The 22,306-nt window shown below is 62.3% G+C and carries 20 protein-coding genes; 12 read left to right on the plus strand and 8 right to left on the minus strand.

Going from position 1 to position 22,306, the window contains the following annotated elements; translation table 11 throughout:
• Window positions 1-3: 3 nt before the first annotated feature.
• Entirely contained in the window at window positions 4-1,602 is a 1,599-nt protein-coding gene (locus tag VES88_10540) for a beta-N-acetylhexosaminidase (protein HYN81929.1), read from the minus strand.
• A gap of 190 nt (window positions 1,603-1,792) precedes the next feature.
• Between VES88_10540 and VES88_10545 the strand changes: the two genes are divergently transcribed.
• The 7 genes from VES88_10545 to VES88_10575 all read left to right on the plus strand — a co-directional run bounded on the left by VES88_10545 (window position 1,793) and on the right by VES88_10575 (window position 8,500).
• Window positions 1,793-2,197: a BlaI/MecI/CopY family transcriptional regulator gene (locus tag VES88_10545; protein ID HYN81930.1), complete on the plus strand. Its 405-nt coding sequence runs from the start codon at window positions 1,793-1,795 to the stop codon at window positions 2,195-2,197.
• A complete protein-coding gene (locus VES88_10550; protein HYN81931.1) occupies window positions 2,194-3,894 on the plus strand; it encodes a M56 family metallopeptidase in 1,701 nt (566 codons plus the stop codon). Before VES88_10545 ends, VES88_10550 begins: the two co-directional genes overlap by 4 nt.
• A 21-nt stretch (window positions 3,895-3,915) precedes the next feature.
• Entirely contained in the window at window positions 3,916-5,253 is a 1,338-nt protein-coding gene (locus VES88_10555) for an alpha/beta fold hydrolase (protein HYN81932.1), read from the plus strand.
• Window positions 5,254-5,487: 234 nt separating this feature from the next.
• Entirely contained in the window at window positions 5,488-6,309 is an 822-nt protein-coding gene (locus VES88_10560; protein HYN81933.1) for a murein L,D-transpeptidase catalytic domain family protein, read from the plus strand.
• A gap of 155 nt (window positions 6,310-6,464) precedes the next feature.
• Window positions 6,465-6,956, plus strand: coding sequence for a group 1 truncated hemoglobin (locus VES88_10565; protein ID HYN81934.1), 492 nt, complete (start codon window positions 6,465-6,467; stop codon window positions 6,954-6,956).
• Between the two features lie 6 nt (window positions 6,957-6,962).
• Window positions 6,963-7,517: a GNAT family N-acetyltransferase gene (locus VES88_10570; GenBank protein HYN81935.1), complete on the plus strand. Its 555-nt coding sequence runs from the start codon at window positions 6,963-6,965 to the stop codon at window positions 7,515-7,517.
• Window positions 7,490-8,500 (plus strand): pyridoxal-phosphate dependent enzyme, encoded by a 1,011-nt coding sequence (locus tag VES88_10575; protein ID HYN81936.1) that lies wholly within the window; start codon window positions 7,490-7,492, stop codon window positions 8,498-8,500. Before VES88_10570 ends, VES88_10575 begins: the two co-directional genes overlap by 28 nt.
• Before the next feature lie 20 nt (window positions 8,501-8,520).
• Here the strand turns inward: VES88_10575 and VES88_10580 are convergent, their stop codons facing one another.
• Window positions 8,521-9,690, minus strand: a complete 1,170-nt coding sequence (locus VES88_10580; protein ID HYN81937.1) for an MFS transporter — start codon at window positions 9,688-9,690, stop codon at window positions 8,521-8,523.
• Complete coding sequence (locus VES88_10585; GenBank protein ID HYN81938.1) at window positions 9,687-10,115, minus strand: secondary thiamine-phosphate synthase enzyme YjbQ; 429 nt, start codon at window positions 10,113-10,115, stop codon at window positions 9,687-9,689. Before VES88_10585 ends, VES88_10580 begins: the two co-directional genes overlap by 4 nt.
• 28 nt (window positions 10,116-10,143) lie before the next feature.
• Here VES88_10585 and VES88_10590 point away from each other — a divergent pair, with 28 nt between their 5' ends.
• Window positions 10,144-10,677 carry a hypothetical protein gene (locus tag VES88_10590; GenBank protein ID HYN81939.1) on the plus strand — a complete coding sequence of 178 codons (534 nt, stop codon included), beginning with the start codon at window positions 10,144-10,146 and terminating at the stop codon, window positions 10,675-10,677.
• On the opposite strand, the gene VES88_10595 is transcribed toward VES88_10590, so the two are convergent.
• The 3 genes from VES88_10595 to VES88_10605 are packed head-to-tail and all read right to left on the minus strand — an operon-like array spanning window position 10,674 to window position 13,818.
• Window positions 10,674-11,171 carry a GNAT family N-acetyltransferase gene (locus VES88_10595; GenBank protein ID HYN81940.1) on the minus strand — a complete coding sequence of 166 codons (498 nt, stop codon included), beginning with the start codon at window positions 11,169-11,171 and terminating at the stop codon, window positions 10,674-10,676. The two genes, VES88_10590 and VES88_10595, sit on opposite strands and share 4 nt — an antisense overlap.
• Window positions 11,172-11,222: 51 nt before the next feature.
• Entirely contained in the window at window positions 11,223-11,849 is a 627-nt protein-coding gene (locus VES88_10600) for an AAA family ATPase (protein ID HYN81941.1), read from the minus strand.
• Window positions 11,850-11,886: 37 nt separating this feature from the next.
• Complete coding sequence (locus tag VES88_10605; GenBank protein HYN81942.1) at window positions 11,887-13,818, minus strand: serine hydrolase domain-containing protein; 1,932 nt, start codon at window positions 13,816-13,818, stop codon at window positions 11,887-11,889.
• 245 nt (window positions 13,819-14,063) lie between these two features.
• On the opposite strand from VES88_10605, the gene VES88_10610 reads away from it, so the two are divergent.
• Window positions 14,064-14,720: a hypothetical protein gene (locus tag VES88_10610; GenBank protein HYN81943.1), complete on the plus strand. Its 657-nt coding sequence runs from the start codon at window positions 14,064-14,066 to the stop codon at window positions 14,718-14,720.
• A gap of 11 nt (window positions 14,721-14,731) precedes the next feature.
• On the plus strand, window positions 14,732-15,925 hold the full coding sequence (locus VES88_10615; protein ID HYN81944.1) for a carboxypeptidase-like regulatory domain-containing protein: 1,194 nt from the start codon (window positions 14,732-14,734) through the stop codon (window positions 15,923-15,925).
• A gap of 32 nt (window positions 15,926-15,957) precedes the next feature.
• Here VES88_10615 and VES88_10620 read toward each other — a convergent pair whose 3' ends face one another.
• Window positions 15,958-18,654 carry a DUF5916 domain-containing protein gene (locus VES88_10620; protein HYN81945.1) on the minus strand — a complete coding sequence of 899 codons (2,697 nt, stop codon included), beginning with the start codon at window positions 18,652-18,654 and terminating at the stop codon, window positions 15,958-15,960.
• A 217-nt stretch (window positions 18,655-18,871) separates the two neighbouring features.
• Window positions 18,872-19,444: a G/U mismatch-specific DNA glycosylase gene (mug, locus tag VES88_10625; GenBank protein ID HYN81946.1), complete on the minus strand. Its 573-nt coding sequence runs from the start codon at window positions 19,442-19,444 to the stop codon at window positions 18,872-18,874.
• Window positions 19,445-19,586: 142 nt separating this feature from the next.
• Between mug and VES88_10630 the strand changes: the two genes are divergently transcribed.
• Complete coding sequence (locus VES88_10630) at window positions 19,587-21,023, plus strand: multicopper oxidase family protein (GenBank protein ID HYN81947.1); 1,437 nt, start codon at window positions 19,587-19,589, stop codon at window positions 21,021-21,023.
• 19 nt (window positions 21,024-21,042) lie between these two features.
• A complete protein-coding gene (locus VES88_10635) occupies window positions 21,043-22,227 on the plus strand; it encodes a c-type cytochrome (GenBank protein HYN81948.1) in 1,185 nt (394 codons plus the stop codon).
• Window positions 22,228-22,306 lie beyond the last annotated feature (79 nt).

Here is a 22,306-nt window from a genome sequence, read left to right on the forward strand (position 1 = left end):
CGCTCACCAGGGAATCTGAGGCGACCGATAGTAATTGACGCCGAGAAAATTCCATCTCGGCGCGTGCGTCGCGATTCGCGTTCTGAAACTCTCCCAGTTTCGCGCGCTCTGCGGCGTCCACGCGACCTCCGCGAGCGCTGGCAAACGCGGCATGGCCAGATACTGCACCGCCGTCAGGTTACGCACCGTTTCCGACCAGATCGGCGCCTCGACGCCGGCGATGTTCGCTTCCGTCACGCCCTTCATATATGTCGCGGGATCCCAGTCGTACGCATCGCGCACTTCGATGAGGGCCGCCCACGTGAGCCCGAGCTGCGTTGTGCTGTCGTACTTCATATCGAGATAAGTCCGCTTGGCAGGTGACATGAGGACTTTGGCGCCGTACTGCACCGCGGCGGCGGCAACCGTATCCGTCGCCCACGCCTGCGAAATTGTCGTCGGGTGCAGGCGCGCGTGCGAGATCTCTTCCCATCCCACCATGTGCTTGCCGTATCGCTCGACGATGTCCTGCGTCCGCTCGACAAATTTCGAGTACTCCTCCTTGGTCAGAATCGGATTCTCGTCGCCTCCCATGTGGAAATAGCGGCCGGGGGTCAGTGCGGCGATCTCACGCACCACGTCGTCCACGAACGCATACGTCTCTTCCTTGTTCGCGCAAAGCGTGCTCCAACCGACTTCCGTTCCGGTGTACACGAAGGGGCCGCGCTTGCTGCAGCTCAGCTCGGGATATCCGATGAGCGCCGCGTTGATGTGCCCCGGCAGGTCGATCTCGGGGACTACCGTGATGTACCGCTCCTGCGCGTACCGCACGATGTCCGTGTACTCCGCCTGCGTGAGATATCCGCCAGGACCTCCACCAACCTGGGTCGCGCTGCCCATGCCAACGAGCTTCGGGCGCGACTTGATCTCGATGCGCCACCCCTGGTCGTCGGCGAGGTGGAGATGGAGCACGTTCAGCTTGTACAACGCGAGCAGATCGACGTACTGCTTGATCTCGTCGACGGTGAAGAAATGGCGGGCAATGTCGAGCATCGCTCCGCGCCAGGAATAACGCGGTCGATCGGTGATCGAGACCGCGGGAACCGTCCATGCGACTTTCGAAAGCGACATGTCGGATTCGATCTGGGGCGGCAGCAGCTGTCGCAGCGTCTGCACGCCGTGAAACAATCCGGCTGCCGCGCTGGCAGTGATGCGCACTGAATCGCGCGACACCGTGAGCTGATATCCTTCGGGGCCGAGCGCGGCGTCGCTTGCCAGGCGGAGCGCGATCGCACCTGGAGCGGGCGCGCCACTGCTCGATATTGGAACCGCGAACGCTGTCGCGGGCCGTAACAGCGAAGCCAGCTGACTCGCGACGCGCAACACTTCTGCGTTACCGGCGTCGACGACAATACTCGTTGAGCTCGCGAGCGTGAACGCGTCGCCGCCGGCGAGCGTCATGGATACCGGTTGCGGTACGACGCGCGGAGCCACGGGAGCACGCACCTGCGCCGGCGCGGGCGGCGGTGCCGCGCCTTGCCTCGCAGGAGCACACGCGACAAAGGGTCCGGTGGAAAGAACGAGAATGGCAAATCGAACCGTCAATGCTCGCATGTCAGTCATCGTGTGGGTGTTGAGGGAATCGGCGCCCTAACGTAGGGTTCCTCCTGGCATGCGGTCCAGTATCCACCAGCTGCCGCCGCAGGAGAACCGCGGCTTGCGTCGGTGTCGATCGAACTGAGCAAAAGACTGAGCTTGACTCCTAATTAGTACAGGTGTAGTATTACACCTGTACGAGACACCTTGGAGCGGTATGAAGGAACTCCGGCTCACTGAGCTTCAGCTCGAGATCATGGCCGTGCTCTGGACGAAAGGCTCGGCAACCGTGGCAGACGTCCATGCAGCCGTGGGGGTCAAACGAGGCCTGGCAGCAGCCACCGTCGCGACTCTGCTCCGCCGCCTGGAGAAAAAAGGCGCCGTTGCGCACGAGACTGAGGGTCGGCAATTCGTTTACGAGGCGTTGATAACCTCTGCCGCCGCGCGTCGGTCGATGCTCAGCGAAGTCGCGGAGAGGCTGCTGCCCGCCGACGTACCCGCCCTGATCAACCAGCTACTGGCGTCGCACAAAATCGGGGCTGAAGAGCTCGCGCAGGTGAAGAAGCTGATCGAGGAGAAAGAGCGGCAGGAGCGCAAAGCACACAAAACGCTCGGCGAATGATGTCCCTCGAGTCGCTGTCGTTCTTCGTTATTTACGCATGCGCATCGGTGGCCGCCTGGCTCGCTACCTATATGACGCACAGCACGCTGATCATCGGCGGCTTGTGGCTGATTGATCGGCTGCGCACACCAGGACGCGATGTTCAGGAAGTTACGTGGAAGCTCGCGCTGATCAGCGGCGTGGTCACGGCCACGATAGCTGTAGCGACCGGTCTTCAGCCGTTGAGCGGCAAGTACGAGACTGCGTCCGTCGTCGAAGCGAGCTGGCGCGCTGCCCCGAACACTTCTCCGCTGCTGCGCCTGCTGCCGACAATCATCGTCGCGGCCTGGATTCTCTACGCGTCGTTCGTGCTGCTGAAGGTTGCGTACGTCACGACGCATGCGCGACGCTCCCTCGGCCCTCGCTCGGACGCGGACAACGCAACACGTGAGCTGGTAGCACGCGTTGCGCAGAAGATGCGCATCACCGACACCGTTCGCGTCACCGTTTCCGAGGAGCTCGCCAGTCCCGTAATTCTCGGCACGTCGGAAATCACGTTGCCCCGCAGAGTTCTCGAGGAGTTCACGCCCGAGGAGCAGCGCAGCGTGATCGGGCACGAGCTCGCGCATCTCGCGCGACGCGATCCGTGGTGGCTGATGCTGGCCGCGACCATCGAATCGCTTTTTTTCTTTCAGGTCTTGAACAGGATGGCCCGAATGAAGTGGCAGGAGCAATCTGAGTATCTGTGTGACGAGCTTGCGGTGCGCGCGGAAGGTTCGCCTCTGCCACTCGCTCGTTCACTTGCGCGAGTCGCCGAGTGGTCGCGCGGGGATATACCTCAACTTCTGGCCCCCGCGCTGGCGGAGCAGCCCTCGACGCTCCTCGGTCGCGTTCAACAGCTGATCGAAAGGGACAAAGGCGTTCGCATGACGTCGCGCACCACGTTCATCTCCCTTGCCGCCGCCCTGTTGCTCGCAGTATTAGGTGGATCGCCTGCGTTTGCGCCCGGCTCCGTGCGAGGATGGGGGAAGCCCGTGTTTCACTGGTCCGGCGTTTTGTCCGCTGGTCAGTCGATCGAGGTACAGGGCGTGATGGGAAGCATCCACGCGGTCTCGACCGAAAGCGACAGCGTCACCGTGCGAGCTACACGGCACGGTCGGTCGACTAACCCCGATATTCGCTTCGAGGTGGTCCGCACGAAAAAGGGCGCGACAGTTTGCGTTCTGTACCCGACGCCTGCTGCTCATCCCGCGAACAAATGCCAGCCTGGGGCGCGCGGTCAGTTCAACACGCGGGCGAACGACGTCGAAGTGGAATTTGCGGTCTCGGTGCCCAGGGGAGTCGGCCTCTTCGCGTCGTCAGCGACAGGCGACATCACGACAAACCTGCTGAGCGGACCGGTGTCAGCTTACTCGAGCAGTGGCAGCATCAGCGTGGCAATGGCTGCCACCGATTGGGTGGGCGTGCGTGAGCTCGAGTCGAAGAGCGGCAACGTGAAGGTCTCGCTTCCGCGGAGCGCCGATCTAAACGTTGCGGCGGAAACGCGCACGGGTACGATCAAGTCGGACTTCGCAATCGGGCAGCGTCGGGAATCTTTCCTCTCCCGGCTGAGGCTGCGCGGAAGTCTGGGCACAAGTGCACGCGGTGTGATCGGCCGCGGCGGTCGTGAGCTCGTTCTCTCGACCATCGCCGGCAACATCGCAATTACAGCCAACTAACAATCTTCAAGACGGTGTGAAATGCGCACACTCCAGCGCGAGCTGTATCTAACAACGACGTTTTTCACTCTGATTGCGGCCCCTGCCTTCGCTCAGGTGCCGTCACCCGACGCGGATTCGTTCCGGATCACGGTCCGCGAAAACCGGATGAAGAAGAACAGCCGGCCGCTTTCTCTTGCAGCTCTTCGGTTCGCGGGGACGGGTGCAGAGAAAGGCATACCTCTCATCTATGTATCGGGCGGAAGCGGCGCGGGGACATCCGCCGTTCGCGGAGCACGCCGGCCATTCTTCGAAGCTCTCCGCGAGCTCGGCGACGTTGTGGCTTTCGACATTCGCGGAACGGGACGCAGCACACCGCGGCTGTCCTGCAACGTGCAGCTCGGACTGGACATGACGGTTCCGCTCACACGTGCCGCGCTGATCACTGCGACGCGCGGCACAAACAAGCGATGCGCGGATTCGCTGCAAGCGAAGGGGTTTGACCTTTCTGGATACAATGCGCGTGAAGTCGTCGCAGATATCGACGAGCTTCGCAGGCACCTCGGCGCCGAGCGCATCCGGTTGTTCGGGACGAGCACGGGGACTCACATCGTGCTCGAGTACGTGCGCGAGCATCCGGAGCGAGTCGCGTCCGTTTTCCTCGCCGGCACCGAAGGTCCCGGGCAAACTGCTCATCTACCCGGCGGCATGGACACGGCGGTCATGACACTTGCTGCGGGCAAGCCTCAGATCGTCGAGCTGATGCGATCGGTATTCACCACGCTCGATGGCAGCCCCGTCACAGTCGACGTGAAAGGCGCGAAGGTCGGCATCGGCGGCTACGACGTTCGCGTGTTCGTTGCCTCGACGCTTGGCGATCGCAAGCAGATGGCGATGCTCGAGCCGCTGTTTGGTGCGATGAAGTCGGGAAATTACGGGAACGTGGCCGGTCTCAAGCTGCAGGCGTTGAATCAGCCCTTCCAGTCCCCGTGGGAATCACTTCACGATTGCCAGGCCGGGACGTCACGCGCGCGCCACAGCCAGGTGGAAGCCGAGGCTAAGACCGCGCTGCTCGGCTACGCGACGCTCGATTTCGAGGAAGCATGTGACGGATGGGGAGCTCGTTCGCTGCCCGAGACATATCGAAGGCCAGTCAGATCAGCCGTGCCCGCTCTGTTTATAAGCGGGACGCTGGACGGGAGGACGCCCGTTGCGAACGCCGACGAGGTGCGAAAGGGCTTTCGGAATTCGGCCCACCTGATTGTCGATGGGGCGTCTCACGGCGACGACCTGTTCATTTCAACTCCGGCTATCCTGGAGGCCGTGCTGGCCTTCGCCCGGAGGCCATACGCCTCGGTTAGGCGGGCGAGAGCGCGGTAGTCCCTTGTAGGCAGGAAACTGAAGCAAAATCAAGTCTTTACATGCGGACCGGAACAGCTCTGAAGCGGGCTTAACTCGCGGCGCCGTAAGTATTTACAACGGGGCCGGAAAGCGTTAAACTTATGGATTGGAAAACAGAACGGTCGCTTTTCAACGGAGAGCTTTTACTAGTCATCTCCGTTGAAAAACTGCGTCCGTTGACCCAACTCCCCGTCGAACGGGGTAAGGAGAGGAATGATCCAGCGAAAATACCTTCAGAACGCATTCATCGGTGGAGTTGCTGTCGCGTTTGGGAGCACCCAGGTAATTCCGGCCGCCCGCGAGCGCGGCCCGGTTGCAACCTCGGCAATCTCGATCGTGAGCGGCGGTCTTTTCGCTTCGGACACATTGAAGCCGATCGTTCCGTTCGCCCCGACGGTCAGCGTTTCGCCAGTTACGATTGCTCTCGGCGCGTTCCAGAGCGTCGTCCGTCCGTTGAGTCATTCGCGCGCGCTAGCCGATGCGTTCAAGAGCTATTTCGCTTACAAGTCCGCGCATCCTGATCAGGTCAGGAAGCCGTTCCTCTACTTCGTCGATTACGGTCTGCCGAGCACCACGCCGCGCGGCTATGTGTTCGACATGGAATCGCTCAAGATCGTAGATGGGCCGTTCATGGTCGCGCACGGTCGCGGCTCCGCTCCGAACCGCAGTGGAATTCCTACCCGCTTCTCGAACGCCTACGGGAGCTATGCGACATCGCTCGGCTTGTACTTGGCTCAGGAGACCTACGCGTTCCACGGCAAGTCCGGTGGGAGAGCGTATGGCTCGATCGGCCTCAAGCTTCAGGGAGTCTCCGAGGGTTTCAACGACAACGCGCGGGTCCGGAAAGTCGTCGCGCACGGCGCGCCGTATGTGACGCCAACGAAGGCCGGCCGGAGCGAAGGCTGCCCGGCAATGGAGCCGGCCCGTGCCCAGAGGCTTCTCCCCAAGCTCGCGAACGGAGCAATGGTTTTCCTTTTTGCGCCGAACGAACAGTGGATGGAGAGCGATCCCTGGGTGACTGCCAGCGCGGAGTAACAATAGCTCAACCCCGGAACTACACAGATCCGAGTGTAGTTCCTGGCGGTTTTTGTTTCTGCTGCGCTGCACTGGCGTTGCCCCCACGACACTGAAGCGGTAGAGTTTGGAAGTCGCCGGTTTGGCGTGGACACTACCTCGCGGAGGACGTCGTTATGCAACGGTTCCCCTCGTTTCAAATCACCGGTTTTGCCCTGTCGGCCCTCGTGCTTGCCGCATGCGCTGACAAGCAGGAGGCTGCCGACACCGACACCGCCGCTGTCGCGGCAGCGGAGACTACCGCAGTCGCCGCACGGTCGCTCTACGATCGCCTCGGTGGGAAAGAGGCAATCACCATAGTGATCGACGACTTCGTTGCCAATGTTGCGGCCGACAAGCGCATCAACGCGCGCTTCGCGAAGACTGACATTCCACATCTCAAGCAGATGCTGGTCGATCAGGTGTGTCAGGCAACCGGTGGTCCATGCACGTACACCGGAAAGAGCATGCGGGATTTACACGCCGGCATGAAGATCACCGAGGCCGAATTCAATGCGCTCGTCGAAGATCTGACGCAGAGTCTCGACAAACACAATGTGGGTCAGCAGGAGAAGACGGAGCTGCTCACGGCGCTCGGCGGGATGAAGGGAGACATCGTCGGCGTATAGCCGACGGTGTCGCCTCGCGACACGGTTGTGATGGCCATCGAGACCGCCCGTCTGCAGATGATTCCGTACACGCCGGAGCAGCTGCTCGCGTTGATCGACGACGTTCCGGAATTCGAGAGGAAGATGGGACTCACGGCCGCAAACGGGCTTCGCGATTTCATCATCTCTGATGAAGTGTCGCCTGCGTGGATCGAGAGCCTTCGCGCGTCCTCGGACCCAGACCCCTGGACGTACGGCTTCGCTGTCGTCGATCGGGAAAGTCGTTCGGTCGTCGGCAGCGCCGGATTCAAGGGTCCGCCCAACGAGGACGGCATGGTCGAGATCGCGTACGGCATCGTGCCGGATTGCGAGGGACGCGGTTACGCCACAGAGGCTGCGGCCGCACTGGTGGACTTCGCGAGCGAGGATAGTCGAGTGCGTCTGATCCGGGCACACACGCTGCCCACGGCCAACGCCTCGACGCGCGTTCTCACGAAATGCGGCTTCGAGCACACCGGCGAAGTCGTCGATCCCGACGATGGACTCGTTTGGCGGTGGGAGCGAGGGAAGGAAGGAACCTGACAGCGCCTACAGTCGAGGCCATCCGCGCAAACCGCGCCCGGCTCGGTGATTTCATAGTCACCACACCTGTCCGGCATCTGGTCGACGACGCCGTCGCGGCTGCTGTGGGCGCATCGACGCAGCTCTGGCTCAAGGAAGAGCTCTTTCAGCGCACGGGGAGCTTCAAGCCGCGCGGTGCTCTCTCGGTGATGCTCGACCTCGACGAAGCAGCGCTCGCGCGTGGAGTTACCGGCGTATCGGCCGGAAATCACGCCATTTCACTCGGCTACTGCACACGCATTCTTGGAAGCACTGCAAAAGTCGTGATGCCAAAAAGCGCCAACGTCTTTCGAGTTCAGTTGTGCAGGGAGCTCGGAGTCGAATTGGAGCTCGTGGACGATGTCACCCAGGCATACGCGCGCGTGAAAGAGATCGAGTCCGCTGAAGGGCGCACGTTCGTGCATCCATACGAGGGGCCGAAGACCGCCCTTGGCACTGCGTCAGTAGGAATGGAGTTCATCGATCAGGTGCGCGCCGCGGGAGCATCTCTCGACGCCGTGATCGTCGCGGCGGGAGGAGGAGGACTCACCGGCGGCGTCGCATGCGCCGTGAAGCAGATGAGTCCTGCTACGGCGGTCTATGTGGTCGAGCCGGAAGGTGCCGACACGATGTACCGCAGCTTCAAGGCAGGCTCGCCTCAGTCGATCGACGCGGTGCGTACGATCGCTGACTCACTCGGCGCACCCCGGTGCGAACCTTATTCCTTCGAACTCAACCGTCAGTTCGTCGACGAGGTGGTGCTGGTGAGCGACGATCAGATCCGGGACGCGATGCGACTGCTCTTTCGATCGGCGAAGCTTGCGGTCGAGCCGGCGGGAGCCGCAGCTCTTGCAGCTCTGATGTATCCGCTCCGCTCACGTCTGGAAGGCAGGAATGTCGGCATCGTGGTGTGCGGCGCGAACATCGACGCCGAATCCTTTGCGAAACATCTCCTCGCGAACTAGCTGACGATGGTGAATGTATTTCAGCGTGTGGTCGGGGCGTCAGCACGTCGAAGCCAGCTTCTCAGAATCGCCAGCAGGATGGCGTGTATGACGAGGGCAGCGGGAACGATCACGAACGATCCTCGCATTCCGTACTTCCCTCCAAGAACTCCCGCGAGATACGGTAGAAGCATTCCGCCAAGGAGTGCCATCGCAATCACCAGGCTGAAAGCCGTTCCCGACAGGTCGGCATACCGATCCCCGATGAAGCCAAGAAGAGTCGGAAACATCGCGGCAAAACCGACACCCAGCAGGAAGACCCCGACAGTGGCCATCTCAACCGAGCGCGTAGTCAACAGGAGCGCGGAACCCGCGAACGCGATCGCCAGACACACGTAGAGCACGGTGAAGGGCGACGCTCGCCGAAGAATCGATCCCAGCGCAAGACGCGCGAGCATCATTCCAAGCCAGTACAGCGAAAGAATGACGAGCGCCGGTCCTGCTGCGACCGCCAGCTCTTCGCGTACGAACGTAGACGTCCAGCCGCCAACGGTGATCTCGAGTCCGCTCTCGAGAAAAAGCATCAATCCCATCAGCAGGATCAGGCGATCCCTGAGAAGTCCGCCGGCGGCGGCGATCGGAAATCCCTGCGCCTGCTTCGGCGCAGGAAAGCCGGTTACCGCAATGACCGCCAGCGGAACGACGGCAAGCGCGCCAACGGAGGCGATCAGCGCCGATTGTGTAAATCGCCCGGTGAGTGTCGCGAGAAGGAACGGAACACCCACTGCCCCGACACCGAAGAAAACGCCCAGCAGATTGAGGCTGGCGCCGCGCTCGCCGCTGCTGATGTCGGCGACCAGCGCGTTCGTGCCGCCGTTGACGATGCCCCCCGCGAATCCGATGATCACGATGGCCAACCGGAGCAGCGCGAGCGACGGCGCGAACGCGATCCCCTCGAGACCGACGAAAGTCAACCCGATCGCCGCGAGAAGAATTCCCTTGTATCCGTAACGATCCACCAGCGGGCCGAATACGAGCGAGCCGGCAAGAATTCCCAGTGTCATGAGAACGAAAAGCCCGCCGGCCTGAGCCTTGTCGATTCCGAACCGCTCGATGATCGACGGAAGCACTGATCCCAGCGTGGTGAACACGATGCCGAACGTCAGCAAGCCGAGGCACGCGCATGCGAACAGTGCGCGGCGTGAGCTCACGCTCGAGTTGGGCAGACGACTGCTACGACTTCACGCTCACGGTCTCTGTTGTCGAGGTTCAGCACAACAATCTGCTGCCAGGTTCCGAGCGCAAGCTCTCCGTCCACGACAGGAAGACTGATGCTCGTCCTGAGCAGCGCGGAGCGAACGTGGGAGAATCCGTTTCCATCACCCCAGCGAGCGTTGTGATCGTAGTGCGCCCCGGTCGGTGCGATTCGGTCGAGCGCGTCGCGCAGATCCTTCAGCGCTCCCGGTTCAAACTCGATCGTCGTGATTGCACCTGTCGATCCGGTGATGGAGACGACGACAATCCCGTTTGCGACGCCGGACTCACCGACGAGCTCTGTGACCTCGCCGGTGACGTCGCGAACTCCGAACTCGGCCTTCAGTCGATAGCGCCATCGTGCCGTTCGCTTCAAGTTCATCCGCGGTGCACCTCCAAAAGGAGACAACATGCCTTTCGCCCGCCTCGCCCTGCTGTCGGTCGCTTTGCTAGTCCTCGGCTGTTCGCCATCGCCCTCATCTTCAGTTGATTCGTCAAAGGGTGCGACGCAAGCACCGGATCCGAGCGCCCTGGTCGGTGCGTGGCAGGGGAATGTCCAGTTCACCAGCGGCCCCTTCGCGCCAATCAAGGATCTGCGATTCCTCTACGTGTTCAATCTCGGCGGGACGATGACCGAATCATCCAACTACGACGGCGCCCCGCCCGTGCCGCCGGCGTACGGCGTCTGGAGGCAGGTAGGCCCCAACAGGTTCGAGGCGAAGTACATCTTCTATCCGACAAAGGCTCCCGCGGCGTTTCAGGACATCGCCAGCGGCGGCGGATGGATGCCGACCGGTCACGGCGTCCTCAGCGAGATCATAACGCTCGCGGCCGACGGCAACTCCTACGACTCGACGATCAAGTGGGAGAACTTCGACATGGCGGGCAAACCTGCGACAGGAGGAGGAGACGCGACGGCTCACGCGACGCGCATCACTTTCTAACTGGACGCGCTCAAGCGCTTCGTCATCAACACCATGTGCGCGTCGCGGCGCAGTTTCGCCTTGTCGGGAAACGGCGCCGTGTCGGCAGGAAGGTATCCCATCGCGTTATAGAAGGCCGGAAGCTCTTCTCTCAGATTGACCACCTCGATTTCGACTGTGTCGCATCCCTCCGCCCAGCAGTGGTCCTCGACTGCATTCATGAGAACCCGGGCGAGCCCGCGTCCCTGAAGCGGAGGATCGACTGAAAGCATGGCGAAGTGTCCTCGATCGTCGTGTACGTCCACGACGACGGCCGCCGCGAGCACGCCGGGCTCGTCCGCGCCGACGACGAGGAATCGAACACGCGGATCAGCCATCCGCGCGCCGATGTCCGCCGCGTTCGTGCGGTCACCGTCGATAAAAAAATCCTCGACCCGGAATGCGGCGTTGATGATTCGCACGATCTCCGGAATGTCTGCCTCGATCGCGTAGCGGGTCGCGCGGCCTTTACTCATGGTCATGGAATTAACTTTCATCACCATGCCGGTGTTGACCGACCGCGAGCCTCAGCCGCCGACTGCAGCCGCTCCGAACAAATCGATCTGAGGCGGACGCATCGGAAGATCGAGCGCGTGCATCACCGTCGGGATCCAACCGTCGCGATCAGCGGGATCGAGCGGCAGAGCGTCAACAGCGAACGCCGCCAGCAGCTCATCGATGATCCCGTCGATCTCCATCTGAAAACTCCGGCTCACGGCGCGCGTGCCATCGAACGACGGCGCCTCGAGCACCGGGACCTTGAATAGCGCACTGTAGGTACGGATCCAGCTGCCCACCAGCGGGTCGAGCTCGGGTCGCCGCCCAACCCGTGCTACGAGGTATGCATAGTTGTCGAGAACCGACCGGTCGCACACGACCACCTCATAAATAGTCGCAGCCGCCAGCTCCTCGGCTATCTGTGTATGAAGAATCCACGCCTGCGCATCGGGCGTCGTCTCCTCGTTGATGGGGAGCGGGCACCGCCGGGCCACCTCTTTCACGAGGTCGACTCCGAGGTCGAGCCGCTTGAGTTGCGACGCCAGGTCGAAGCACAGAGTTGTCTTTCCCACGCCGTGCGATCCGACGAACGCGACCTTCAGGCGGCGGCGAGTGGGCACATCTCTCGGGAACAGCTCGCGAACGTTCGTCGTCATTGCTCAGACGTTACGCGCTGAGAGCCGCGCGGTCAAACTAGAAAACCGGCGGCAGGTAGTTCCAGCGAAGCAGGAAGACGATTGTCAGCACCGCGCACACCGTCGTGAGCGCGTACAGCGTCCGCCGCGTCGCGTCCCACCAGCGAGCCGGCCACGCGGCGATTGCGCTCACGACCATCAAAAAAGCAAGCACGGCGAGTACCCAGGGCATGAACGCGAGCGTCCGGAACTCCTCCGGGACTCCGTACACGATCCCGTTTGCATTCTCGATCATTCTCGTGGAAGCGGCGATGAAATCGAACCCGAAGAACGCCCAGAAGATCAGGAAGAGAATCGCGACAGCGAGCGCCGCCTGCGCCCGCAGGCGCCGCTTGTGCGGCGCATCGGGCTCCGTCCGCAGCCGGCGCCGCCGGGCGAGAAGCGTCGCGATCGGCCACGCGACGAAAATCAGAATCAGCGGCACGAGCAGCAGCCATGAGACGTATTCGTTCATGAAGTGCGCTCTTTCATGCCACGCCCGGCGCTCCAGCGTTCCGGTCAGCTCGGAGCCGAACACTGGAATTGGCGCAATCAGATGCGTCACGGCGCCGCTGGAATTACGCCGGAACGCGATGAGCCGCTCCCCGCCCACTTCACGAAAATGAAGCGAATCGATCGGAGCGAACGCGAGCCGCGTATCGCCCATCGGAAGCATCAACCGGCCCTCGTCCAGCTCGAGCTCCACCGACGTCGAGAACAAGAGAGGAAATCGCTCGATTGTGCGGTGTGCATAGCGCGTGACCTGATACGGTCCGGCAAGCGTCCGAAGGTATTCGTCGCTCAACGCAGGCGTCGTCGCGGGCGCAACAGGTGCGGCCGACGTGTCTGCAGCCGTGGGGATCAGCATCGCCAGGAGTGTGTCCCGCAGCGCGGCTCCGAACGTCGAGCGCCCGCCGTTGGCGACGAAATACACGCCGAGCCTCTGGTCCGGTACGAGGAACAGGAGATTGCTCGTGCCCGGCACGGTGCCGGCGTGCGACAGCACACGGTGCCCGCGGTGCCGCTGGTTGATGAAACCGTAAGACATTCCGGGCAAGAGCGAGTCCGCGGTGAAATGCTGCTCCTGCATCAGCGTCACCGCCCCGGAATCGAGCGCCCGGCCGCTCCCGGACGCGCCTCTGTTGAGCTGCGCGACGAGGAATTGCGCCATGTCCGCCGCGGTGGAGTAGACTAGTCCAACGGCATAGGGCCGCGAGTAGACTTCCGCCACAGCGTTGCACGACGCGCCGTCGCACTCATGGCCGTCGGCGAGATTGCCGGCGAACGGGTTGGGCACCCGCACGTAGAAAGTGCGCTTCATCCCGAGCGGCACGAAAATGCGCTCCCGCGCGTAGCGGTCGAACGGCAACCCGCTCATCCGCTCCACGACATGGGCCGCCAGTGCGAATCCGTAATTCGAATAGCCGATGACTTCGCCGGGCCGCCAGCCGCGATTCGGAACGTGTGCCCGCAAATACGGGCCGAGCGCTCCTACCGAGTCCCGCGAAGGAGCGGCATAGCCGATTATCCGCTCGTCGAATCCGGCAGAGTGTGTGAGCAACCGTTCGAGGGTGACCGGCTCGGGCCACGTTTTAGGAATCCGGAACTCGAGAAAGCTGTTGACGTCTTCGTCGAGCTCGGCGTAAAAGGGAAAGAGCTGCTGCATCACCGCTGTCGCGATGAACAGCTTCCCGAGTGAGCCCAGTCGAAACAGAGTGCGCGCCGAATCGACGGCCGCTCCGTCGCTGGCGCGGGCGATCCCGAACCCTTTGAGCGCTACGACCTTGTTGCCTCTCACAATCGCGAGAGCCGCACCCGGTACGTCGTACCGCTTCATCAGCGACGGGACGATCGTGTCGAGTGATGCGGGCGCCTGCGCCTGGAGAGGCTGTGCCGAAAGAAGCACGGCGCTGAAAAAAGCCGCAGAGCGGCGAAGGAGTGAAGGCGTCAACGAGGCTCCAATTTACATGCTCGCGACCTTATGGATGGTGATAAGCCTCGGGCTTCGAGTGATCGCGAAATGCGGTTCCTCTCTGACGCACGTGGGCCAATCCATCACGGAAACGTGATTCTAATTTTCGCCGGAAACCTCTGCAACATCCATGCGTCCCTCTTGAATTCGATTAGGATGCGTCTATGTTGTCCGCGCGTTCAACCGGTTCAGCCATCGTGTCGCGCCGCAAGGCGGAGGGGTCGATGTACAGGTTTTCTGCTTGGGCCTTTCTGCTGTCTGCGGTCATCACGTGGCGTGCGCAAGCGCAGGTCGAGACCAGTCTCAGTACGCCGCAGGTCGTCATCAGCTCCCAGTTCCTGGAGCTCACGGCCGAATTCCGGAAATTTCCGAGGTGGGAAGATGTTTCCGGCGACGACCCCGCGGTTGTCGAGCACGAGGCGAAGTCGATCTCGTACGGCGGGGGATTCACGGTCGGACAACAGATCGGTGATCGCCCAATCTGGGCCACCATTGGCGGCTTTTACGGTACCGGCCTGGAGACGAACACGACGCTCGCCAGCGGAGACGAGGTCCACGGTGAGGTGGACAACGTCGGGCTTGGCGTGGGCGTGCGCATTGTCCCTTATCAGGGCTTCCACTCCGCGCTCTTCATGTGGGGGGCGGCATACCACGAATGGAACAACGGCGACTTCAACGTTATCGACGGGACAACGCTGACCGAGAGGCGCATTCACAAGACATGGACCGGCGACTACGGTGTCGGCGCAGTCTATCTCCTGGGCGAGGTAGTCGGCCTCGACTTCGGAATCGGATACAACGGACAGTTCGACAAGAAGAACGCCGCCGAAGCTTTCCGGGTCTTTCTCGGAGTCCATCTCAACGTGTCTGAACTCTTTTGACCAGAGTCAGAGTGCTTCGAGCCCGGCTGCGGCGTGCGCGCCCGCTCGTGCTCCTGACAGCCGCGCTGAGCTGTGACCCCAAGGAGACCGACTACTTCCTCACTGCCCAGAACACCCGGCCGATCGGGAATCTCACCGGCCTCCTTTCGGTCGGCGCTGCACCGATCACCGGCGCGACGATCGCCCTCACGGGCCCCGAGAATCGCTCGACCACCACGGCCAGCACGGGTGTCTACACCTTCGAGGATCTTACGCTCGGGGACTACACCGTCACACCGACGGCCATGGGGTTCAACTGCCCTGCGGCCAACGCGACGATCCTGGCGTTTCAGACGACGACGCTGAACATCGTGTGCACGCCTCAGGTCGGGAGTGTCAACGGAACGATACGCCTCGACCTTGCGCCGGTTGCAGGAGCCGCAGTCACGGCGAGGCAGGGCACGACCACGGTTGGAAGTGCGACGACAGGAAGCAACGGGACGTACACGATCCCTAATCTTTTGCCCGGCGCGTACACAATCGGCATGACGCCTCCGCCAAACGCCATCTGCCCGACGACCCAGCGCGACGTCACCGTTCAGTCCAATCTCACAACGACAGCGGACTTCGACTGCACGAGTGCACCGGGGAGCGTCACGGGAGCGGTGCGCCTCAACAATGTTGGACAGTCGGGAGTGACGGTCACGCTCACGCAGGGAGCGACCACAATTGGCACAGCGGCGACCGCCGCCGGCGGGACTTACACGATCTCGAACGTGCAGCCAGGGACCTACACAGCGACGATCACCCCGCCAGCCGGAGCGTTCTGCAGCACGAACCCGCAAACAGTGACGGTCCAGTCAAACCAGGCGGCGACGGCGAACTTCGATTGCATCAACTTCACGGTCAATCTGAGCAATCCGGCGCCGAGCTACCGGCACATCGTGCCGAATGTGTCGTCGGAAACCTGCACCGGAATAACAACAACTCCGGCGCAGCCAGGCGCGTCGTGGACCACCATGTGGACCGGCACCGGTACCGTCGGTGCAACGCAGCGAAGCGGTACCCTCAACGCGAGCGGCATGGCAGTCGATCGTCAGCCCATCAGTCAGATCGGCACATACAACGTCAACGCAACGGTGAACTCGGGCGCTGGTGCCAGATCAGGAACGGGCAGCGTAACCGTTCAGGCTGGCGCAGGAACATGTCCTGCTCCTCCTCCGTAACAGCGACCTTCGCAAACGCGGGACTGTGGGCGCTACCTGCCGATCCACCAGGTTCCCTTCACCACGAATACGTTCTGGGGCTGAACGTTCCACAGCTCGTCCAAGTCGTGCGAAAAATCGAACTCGTCCGAGGGAATGGAGCCGAACCGGCTCTGCTGCCACACGAAAAACAGCGCCGACCCCGGGCGATACTCCCAGCGCACTACCGCATTGCCGCGCAGCGAACGCCGGTTGAAATCGCGCTCGCCGAAGCTGAACAGCGGCGCCGGCCCCGCCGCATCCGGGTCGACTGAGTAGACTCCCGACTCGCTGCGGGAGATAGTGCCGACATCGCTTCCGTAAATATTGAACTCGAATTGACGCGGGCGCGCGAATTCCTTGTAGTCCCGGAAATCAGCGGCCGCGAGCAGCGGCTGCATGAAGAGCTGAAGCGACAGGGCGGGTGTGAACGTCCAGTCGACACGTGTCACCAGCGCGAGCTGCTTCTGGTTGAGCGTCGCGAATACATACCGAGCGCCGTACGTGTCGGTTGCCAGGGGATCGGCGACGCGCGTGACGAATTGAGCCATCGCGTGCGTGCGGGTGAAGTTGGGAGAGAACGACACACGCAGAGCAGTCATCGGACGCAGTGTCGTGTATGGGCTGATGGTCACTCCCCTTCCACCAGCCTTGTTCCACGAATAATTCGAATAGACGCCGTAGGTGTAGCGCTTTCGCCTGTCCGAGTTGATCTCCGTCTGCACCCCGCCGCCGGACACGACGCGTGCCACCGGCCCCCCACGCGTCAGCCCCGGGTTGAACACCGGAGGACGCCAGTCCAGCCGGAAGAAAATATTCCAGAAGTTGGGCAGCTCGGCGACGCTGATCGACCCGACGCCGTTGTATGTCATGTCGCCGTCGAAGTTCCACGTCGGATTCCAGAACAGGTACTGTGCCCAGTTACGCGCGAACTTGCCTGGCTTGCTCTCCTCGTACCCGATGAGAGGGGCGATGCCCCGCATGTCTGTCTCGCCAAGAAACCCCGACTCGTTGATCTCGAATCCCGGGTTGTATTCCTGATACGTGAGCGTTCCCTTCCAGTGCAGCCCTGCCAGCTTCGCCAGCGTCATCTCGGCGACATATCCGGTGAGCGACGTTTTTGTGGGATCGCGCCGGTAGTTCTCCTTGTCCGGACGCTGGAAGTAGCGCGCGGGCGAGAGCTGAAGCGCGTCTATCGCTTCCGCGCTTCCGACGTTGTGGCTGGCGACAAACGCCCCGTCGAATGCCCACCGGCGATTGGACCAGGCGTGGTTCCAGTCGACTCCGCCTACGTACGCCGCCTTGCGGAAGAGGGGCTCGAGCGCCGGTTCGTCGAGATTGCGGTTCACTGCCGTTGCAGCTGCTCCGATCGTCGTGTTGCCGCCTCGGAGGTCACGCTTGAGGCGCGCCATGAAATAATTCGCGAGAGGCTCGACGGTCGCGGTTTGATCGACACCCGCGGTGTTCCGGAACCGCGCCTCCTCCCGCAGCGTGACCGCGTCGAGAAGCCCGATCGACCATCCCCCCTTGGTGCGGCCGGTGAGCTTTGCGGCTCCCGCAATCGTCGTCTCGAGCGGTGCGTCGACGAACGTCACGTCGGACCCGCCGATGACTCGCTGCGGCTGGCGGCCTATGCGGCGTGAGTGCAGGAAAGTGTAGCCGCCGGATGCATTCTGCGTTCGCATGTCGCCGAAGCGGAAGATGCTCGAGCCCTCGACGAAGAACGGCCTGCGCTCGGGGAAAAATGTCTCGAACGCGGAGAGGTTCACCACCGCCGGGTCCACCTCCACCTGGCCGAAATCGGGATTGAACGTCGCGTCGAGCGTGAAGTTGCTGGTGATTCCGAGCTTCACGTCCAGCCCGGCGCCCGGTGCGATGTTGTTCTTCTCGCGGAACGGATCGTCGGGTGACACCGACGGATTCTCGTTTTTTGCGAGGACGTAGGGCACGAGCTCGATGCGCCTCGTCGAAGGAAGGTCGCCGAGGCCGGTAAGGTGTCCATACCGGTGAATTCCACCCTGCTCGGTCTTGGGAGTATACGAGAAAAAATCCAGCTCACCTTTGCGCGCGATCTTGCGCGCGAGCTGAAGGCCCCACGTCCGGGTAGCCTGATTGCGATCGTACCGCAGCTGCGACAGTGGAATCCGAAACTCGGCGGTCCAGCCGAGTGAATCGATCGTCGCGCTACCCTCCCACACAGGATCCCACGACGCGTCCTGGTTGCCCGATGGGCTGATGGTAGCGTCGCGACGCGCACCGTCCGGAGAGAGCCGGAAGATCACACCGCTCAGGTGGTCATGATAACTGTCGAGCATCAGCTCAACCAGGTCTCCCTCGATGGACTCGTCGCGGCGCACAAGCTGCGACTGAATCTTCTGCGGCTCTTTGTCGAAGAGTCGCATGCCGACGTAAAGCGCATCCCCGTCGATCAGGATGCGCGCCTCGGTTCGCTCCGATGCCGGCTGACCCTCGTTGGGGTCGCGCTGAGTGAACTCAGTGACGGGTGTCGCCGCCTGCCATGCTGCCTCGTCCAGCCGTCCGTCGATGTTCACCGTCCCGGAGCGCGTCGCAGCCGTTGCAGTGGGCGCCTGGGCGTGGGGAATCAAAACTGGTCGCCCGCCTGTTGGGGCTGCCGGTGCCGGCTGTTGCGCCCCGACGACCAGACCAAAGAAGGGCGAAAGGATCAGTACTTGAACAAGACGTCGGCGCATGTTTCCCAGAGTGAGGAGAGACAGAAGTAAGACGGACTGGCGAGCATCGGGGTTTGACAACCCATGAATTGAAAGCGTTTGTTTCACCGCATTCTTTGAATACCGACCCCTCTATTCGATACTGGAGTTCACGGCGGCCGGTTTCAGTGAGATGGACAGCTGGCGCGGTGGCCCGTCCTCCCGCTCCCTGCCGCCGCCGGCGCGGTTGCGGCGACTCTCAGGGCTCCATCGCGACGACGCGGAGCTCCCGGAACATCGTCGCCAGAACGGGGAGCTGATGGTTCGCGTTGAGCCCGCTCGGGTTAGGCAGGACCCAGAGGCCGGCAGGACCAATCCGCTCCGGCTGCTGGCCGACGATCGCACGCGGTCGACCGAACGCCGTGCGGTAGGCGCCGAGCCCGAGCACGGCAACCCATCGCGGCTTGTAGTGTCGCACTTTTCGCTCGAGCGCTCGACGTCCCGCGACGAATTCTTCATCGCTCAGCTCGGCAGCAGTGGCGGTTGCCCGTCGAACGAGTGCCGTTACGCCGTATCCTGATTCGAGCAACACGTGCTCTTCCCAGGGAGCCAGAACGCGCTCTGTGAACCCTCCGGCATGAAGCGCCGGCCAAAAGCGATTTCCGGGACGCGCGAAATGCAACCCCGTCGCACCGGAGTACAGGCCGGGGTTGATCCCGCAGAAAAGTATCGAGAGGCCTGGCGCGATAAGATCGCGGACAGTCAGCCCGGCCGCCCCGCGGACCTCTTCTGCTGTCGGCCGCCATGGCGCTGAGTCTTTGGGAGTAGTCATCGAAGATTGTTGTAGGCCTGCGCTTGTGCACAAAGGTCGTTGCAGGCAACGGCCCGCGAGCTTATTCTCTTTTCTGATATCGGCTCAGGATCCACCATCCATGACGTTTTTGCACACGGCGGAACACACTCCGCCGCACGCGATGACCCGCATGCACAGGCTGCTGGCGGTTCTCGCATCGACGCTCCCTCTAACCGGCATAGGAGCACAGGCTCACGACAACCGGCTCGTGGTAGCCGGTGTCGCCCCGTCGGCTGCCCTCTCTGCTCCTCCGGTTCTCGAGAACATTTCCTCGGTGCCGCACACCGTGGAGGTGACGATAACCGCCGCGCCGGCGCGGCTCTCGCTTGTACCCGGCAAACAGAGTGACGCGTTTGCCTACAACGGCCAGGTACCGGGCCCAACACTCGAGATACATGAGGGCGACAAGGTCATCATCCATTTCCGGAACAACCTGCCCGTTCCGACAACGATCCACTGGCACGGCCTCCATATCCCGGTTACTGCCGACGGCAGTCCCTTCTATCCTGTCGCGCCGGGTGGGACGTACGACTACGTATTTACCATTCAGCGAGGCTCCGCCGGCACCTACTGGTATCACCCCCATCCCCACCATGATACCGGCTACCAGGTCGGCAAAGGTCTCTACGGGGCGATCATCGTCCGCGCCGCCGATGATCCGTTGCCAGCTTCTCTGACGGAAAAGCTGCTGATTCTCTCAGACAACCGCTTCCTCGCGGACGGATCGATAGACTTCCCGCAGCCGCAATCGGCGCAGGGTGCCGTCGATCGCGAAAACGGGCGGGAGGGCAACGTCCTTTTCATCAACGGTCAGGTGAATCCGACTATCAGCATCCGCAGCGGGGAGGTGCAGCGATGGAGAGTGATCAACGCCTCGGCCTCCCGAGTCTACAGACTGGCGCTCCCGGGTCACACGTTCCTGCACGTCGGGAGCGACGGCGGCCTGTTCGAGCGGCCGATTGAAGTGAAGGAGATTCTCATCGTCAACAGCGAGCGGGCAGAGCTACTCGTGCGCGGCACAGGTTCCCCGGGCAGCGTGAGCTTCCTCCAGACACTGCCGTACGACCGCTACATACCGCAGACCCGGCCCCCCGACTGGAACGAACCGCTGAACCTGCTGGCCGTGCGTTACACGAAGAAATCGCCGGTGACCGCGGTCAGGATACCCAAGAGACTGCGCCCGATCCCGCCTCTCGATCCCGCCAAAGCGACTGCCACGCGCGTGATGGTGCTGACCCAGCATCTCATCAATGGCAAGTCGATGGACATGAATCGCGTTGACGTCAGTGCGCGGCTCGGGGCGACGGAAATCTGGGAGATCGAAAACCTGGTGGGGATGGACCATCCATTCCACCTGCACGGTTTTCAGTTCCAGGTGCTGGACCGCAACGGCGTGCCGGAGAAATACCGGAGCTGGAAGGACGTGGTCAATGTGCCGAAGCACGAGACGGCGCGGTTCATCGTGCGCCTTGACGGCTATCCAGGAAAGTGGATGTTTCACTGCCACATCCTGGACCATGAGGACCACGGTATGATGGGTGTGCTCGAAGTCAAATGACAACCACTGGGAGGCGAGCATGATGCGGTCGCTGGGGCGTTTCTGCGGATCGTCTATTGCCGCACTGTCACTCGCGGCATGCACAGGCCAGAGTACCGCGACGCCGGGAACGACGCCGGGCACGACGATGTCATCCGGTATGGCGCAGCGGGATCAGATCCTTCGAGGCAGGGCAGTCATTACCGCCAGCGCCTGCGGAGACTGTCACGGCGGCGGCAACAATCCCGCAGCCACCGGCTGGCTCGCCGGAATGATGACCCCGGAGCAGGAATTCCCGGTGGGACCATTCAAGACCCGTCCGCGCAATCTCACGCCCGACAGCGCGACTGGAATTGGCCGGTACAGCGAGCGGCAGATCTTCAACGCGCTTCGCTACGGTCTCCGACCGGGTGAGACTCCGGACGTGTCGATCACGTCGACGACGCCGGGTCAGGGCAATCACCCCGCCAATCCAAAGTATCTTCCTCCGTCCATGCCGTGGATAGCATGGCGACATATGCCCGATCAGGACCTCTGGGCGATAGCCGCATACCTGAAGAACGGTTTGAAGCCGGTCACCAACAAGGTGGCGGACAGCGAAGCCCCGCCAGATTTCTGGGCGAGCGAATCCACGCCCGAGAAGATCGGCGTCTATCCTGCGGCTCCGCATCCGACGGCGAGCGAGACACCCGGCCAGGAGGGCAATCAGAACGTCCTTCGCGGGCGGGTCCTCGTCATAAGAAAGGACTGCGGAGGCTGTCACGGAGGAGGCCCCAATCCGGCGGCAAAGGGATACCTTGCCGGCATGACGAAACCGGAAGACGAATTCGTGATCGGGCCGTTCAAGACCCGTCCGCGGAACATCACGCCGGACAACACCACCGGTATCGGCCGGTTCAGCGAGCGCCAGATCTTCAACTCGCTGAGATTCGGACTGCGCCCGGGCGAGACGCCCGATGTGGAGATCACGTCTGCCACCCCCGGGCAGGGCAATCACCCGGCGAATCCGAAGTATCTCGCTCCTCCCATGCCGTGGCCTTCCTGGCGCCACATGTCCGACGAGGAGCTGTGGGCAATCGCCGCCTACCTGAAGCGGGGCGTGAAGCCGGTGAGCAACAAGGTGGCGGACAGCGAAGGACCACCCGACTTCTGGGCCAGCGCGTATACGGTGCAGGCGATTGGCCCATACCCCGGGCCAGCATACCCCACGGCTAACGAGCGGTGAAAATGGATTCTTGCAGATTGGGACGGATCAGGAGCGAGACTTCACAACGCTTGTCGATTCCTTTTTTTTGCATCAATCC

It is taken from the genome of Gemmatimonadaceae bacterium (assembly GCA_035633115.1).
GTDB lineage: Bacteria > Gemmatimonadota > Gemmatimonadetes > Gemmatimonadales > Gemmatimonadaceae > UBA4720.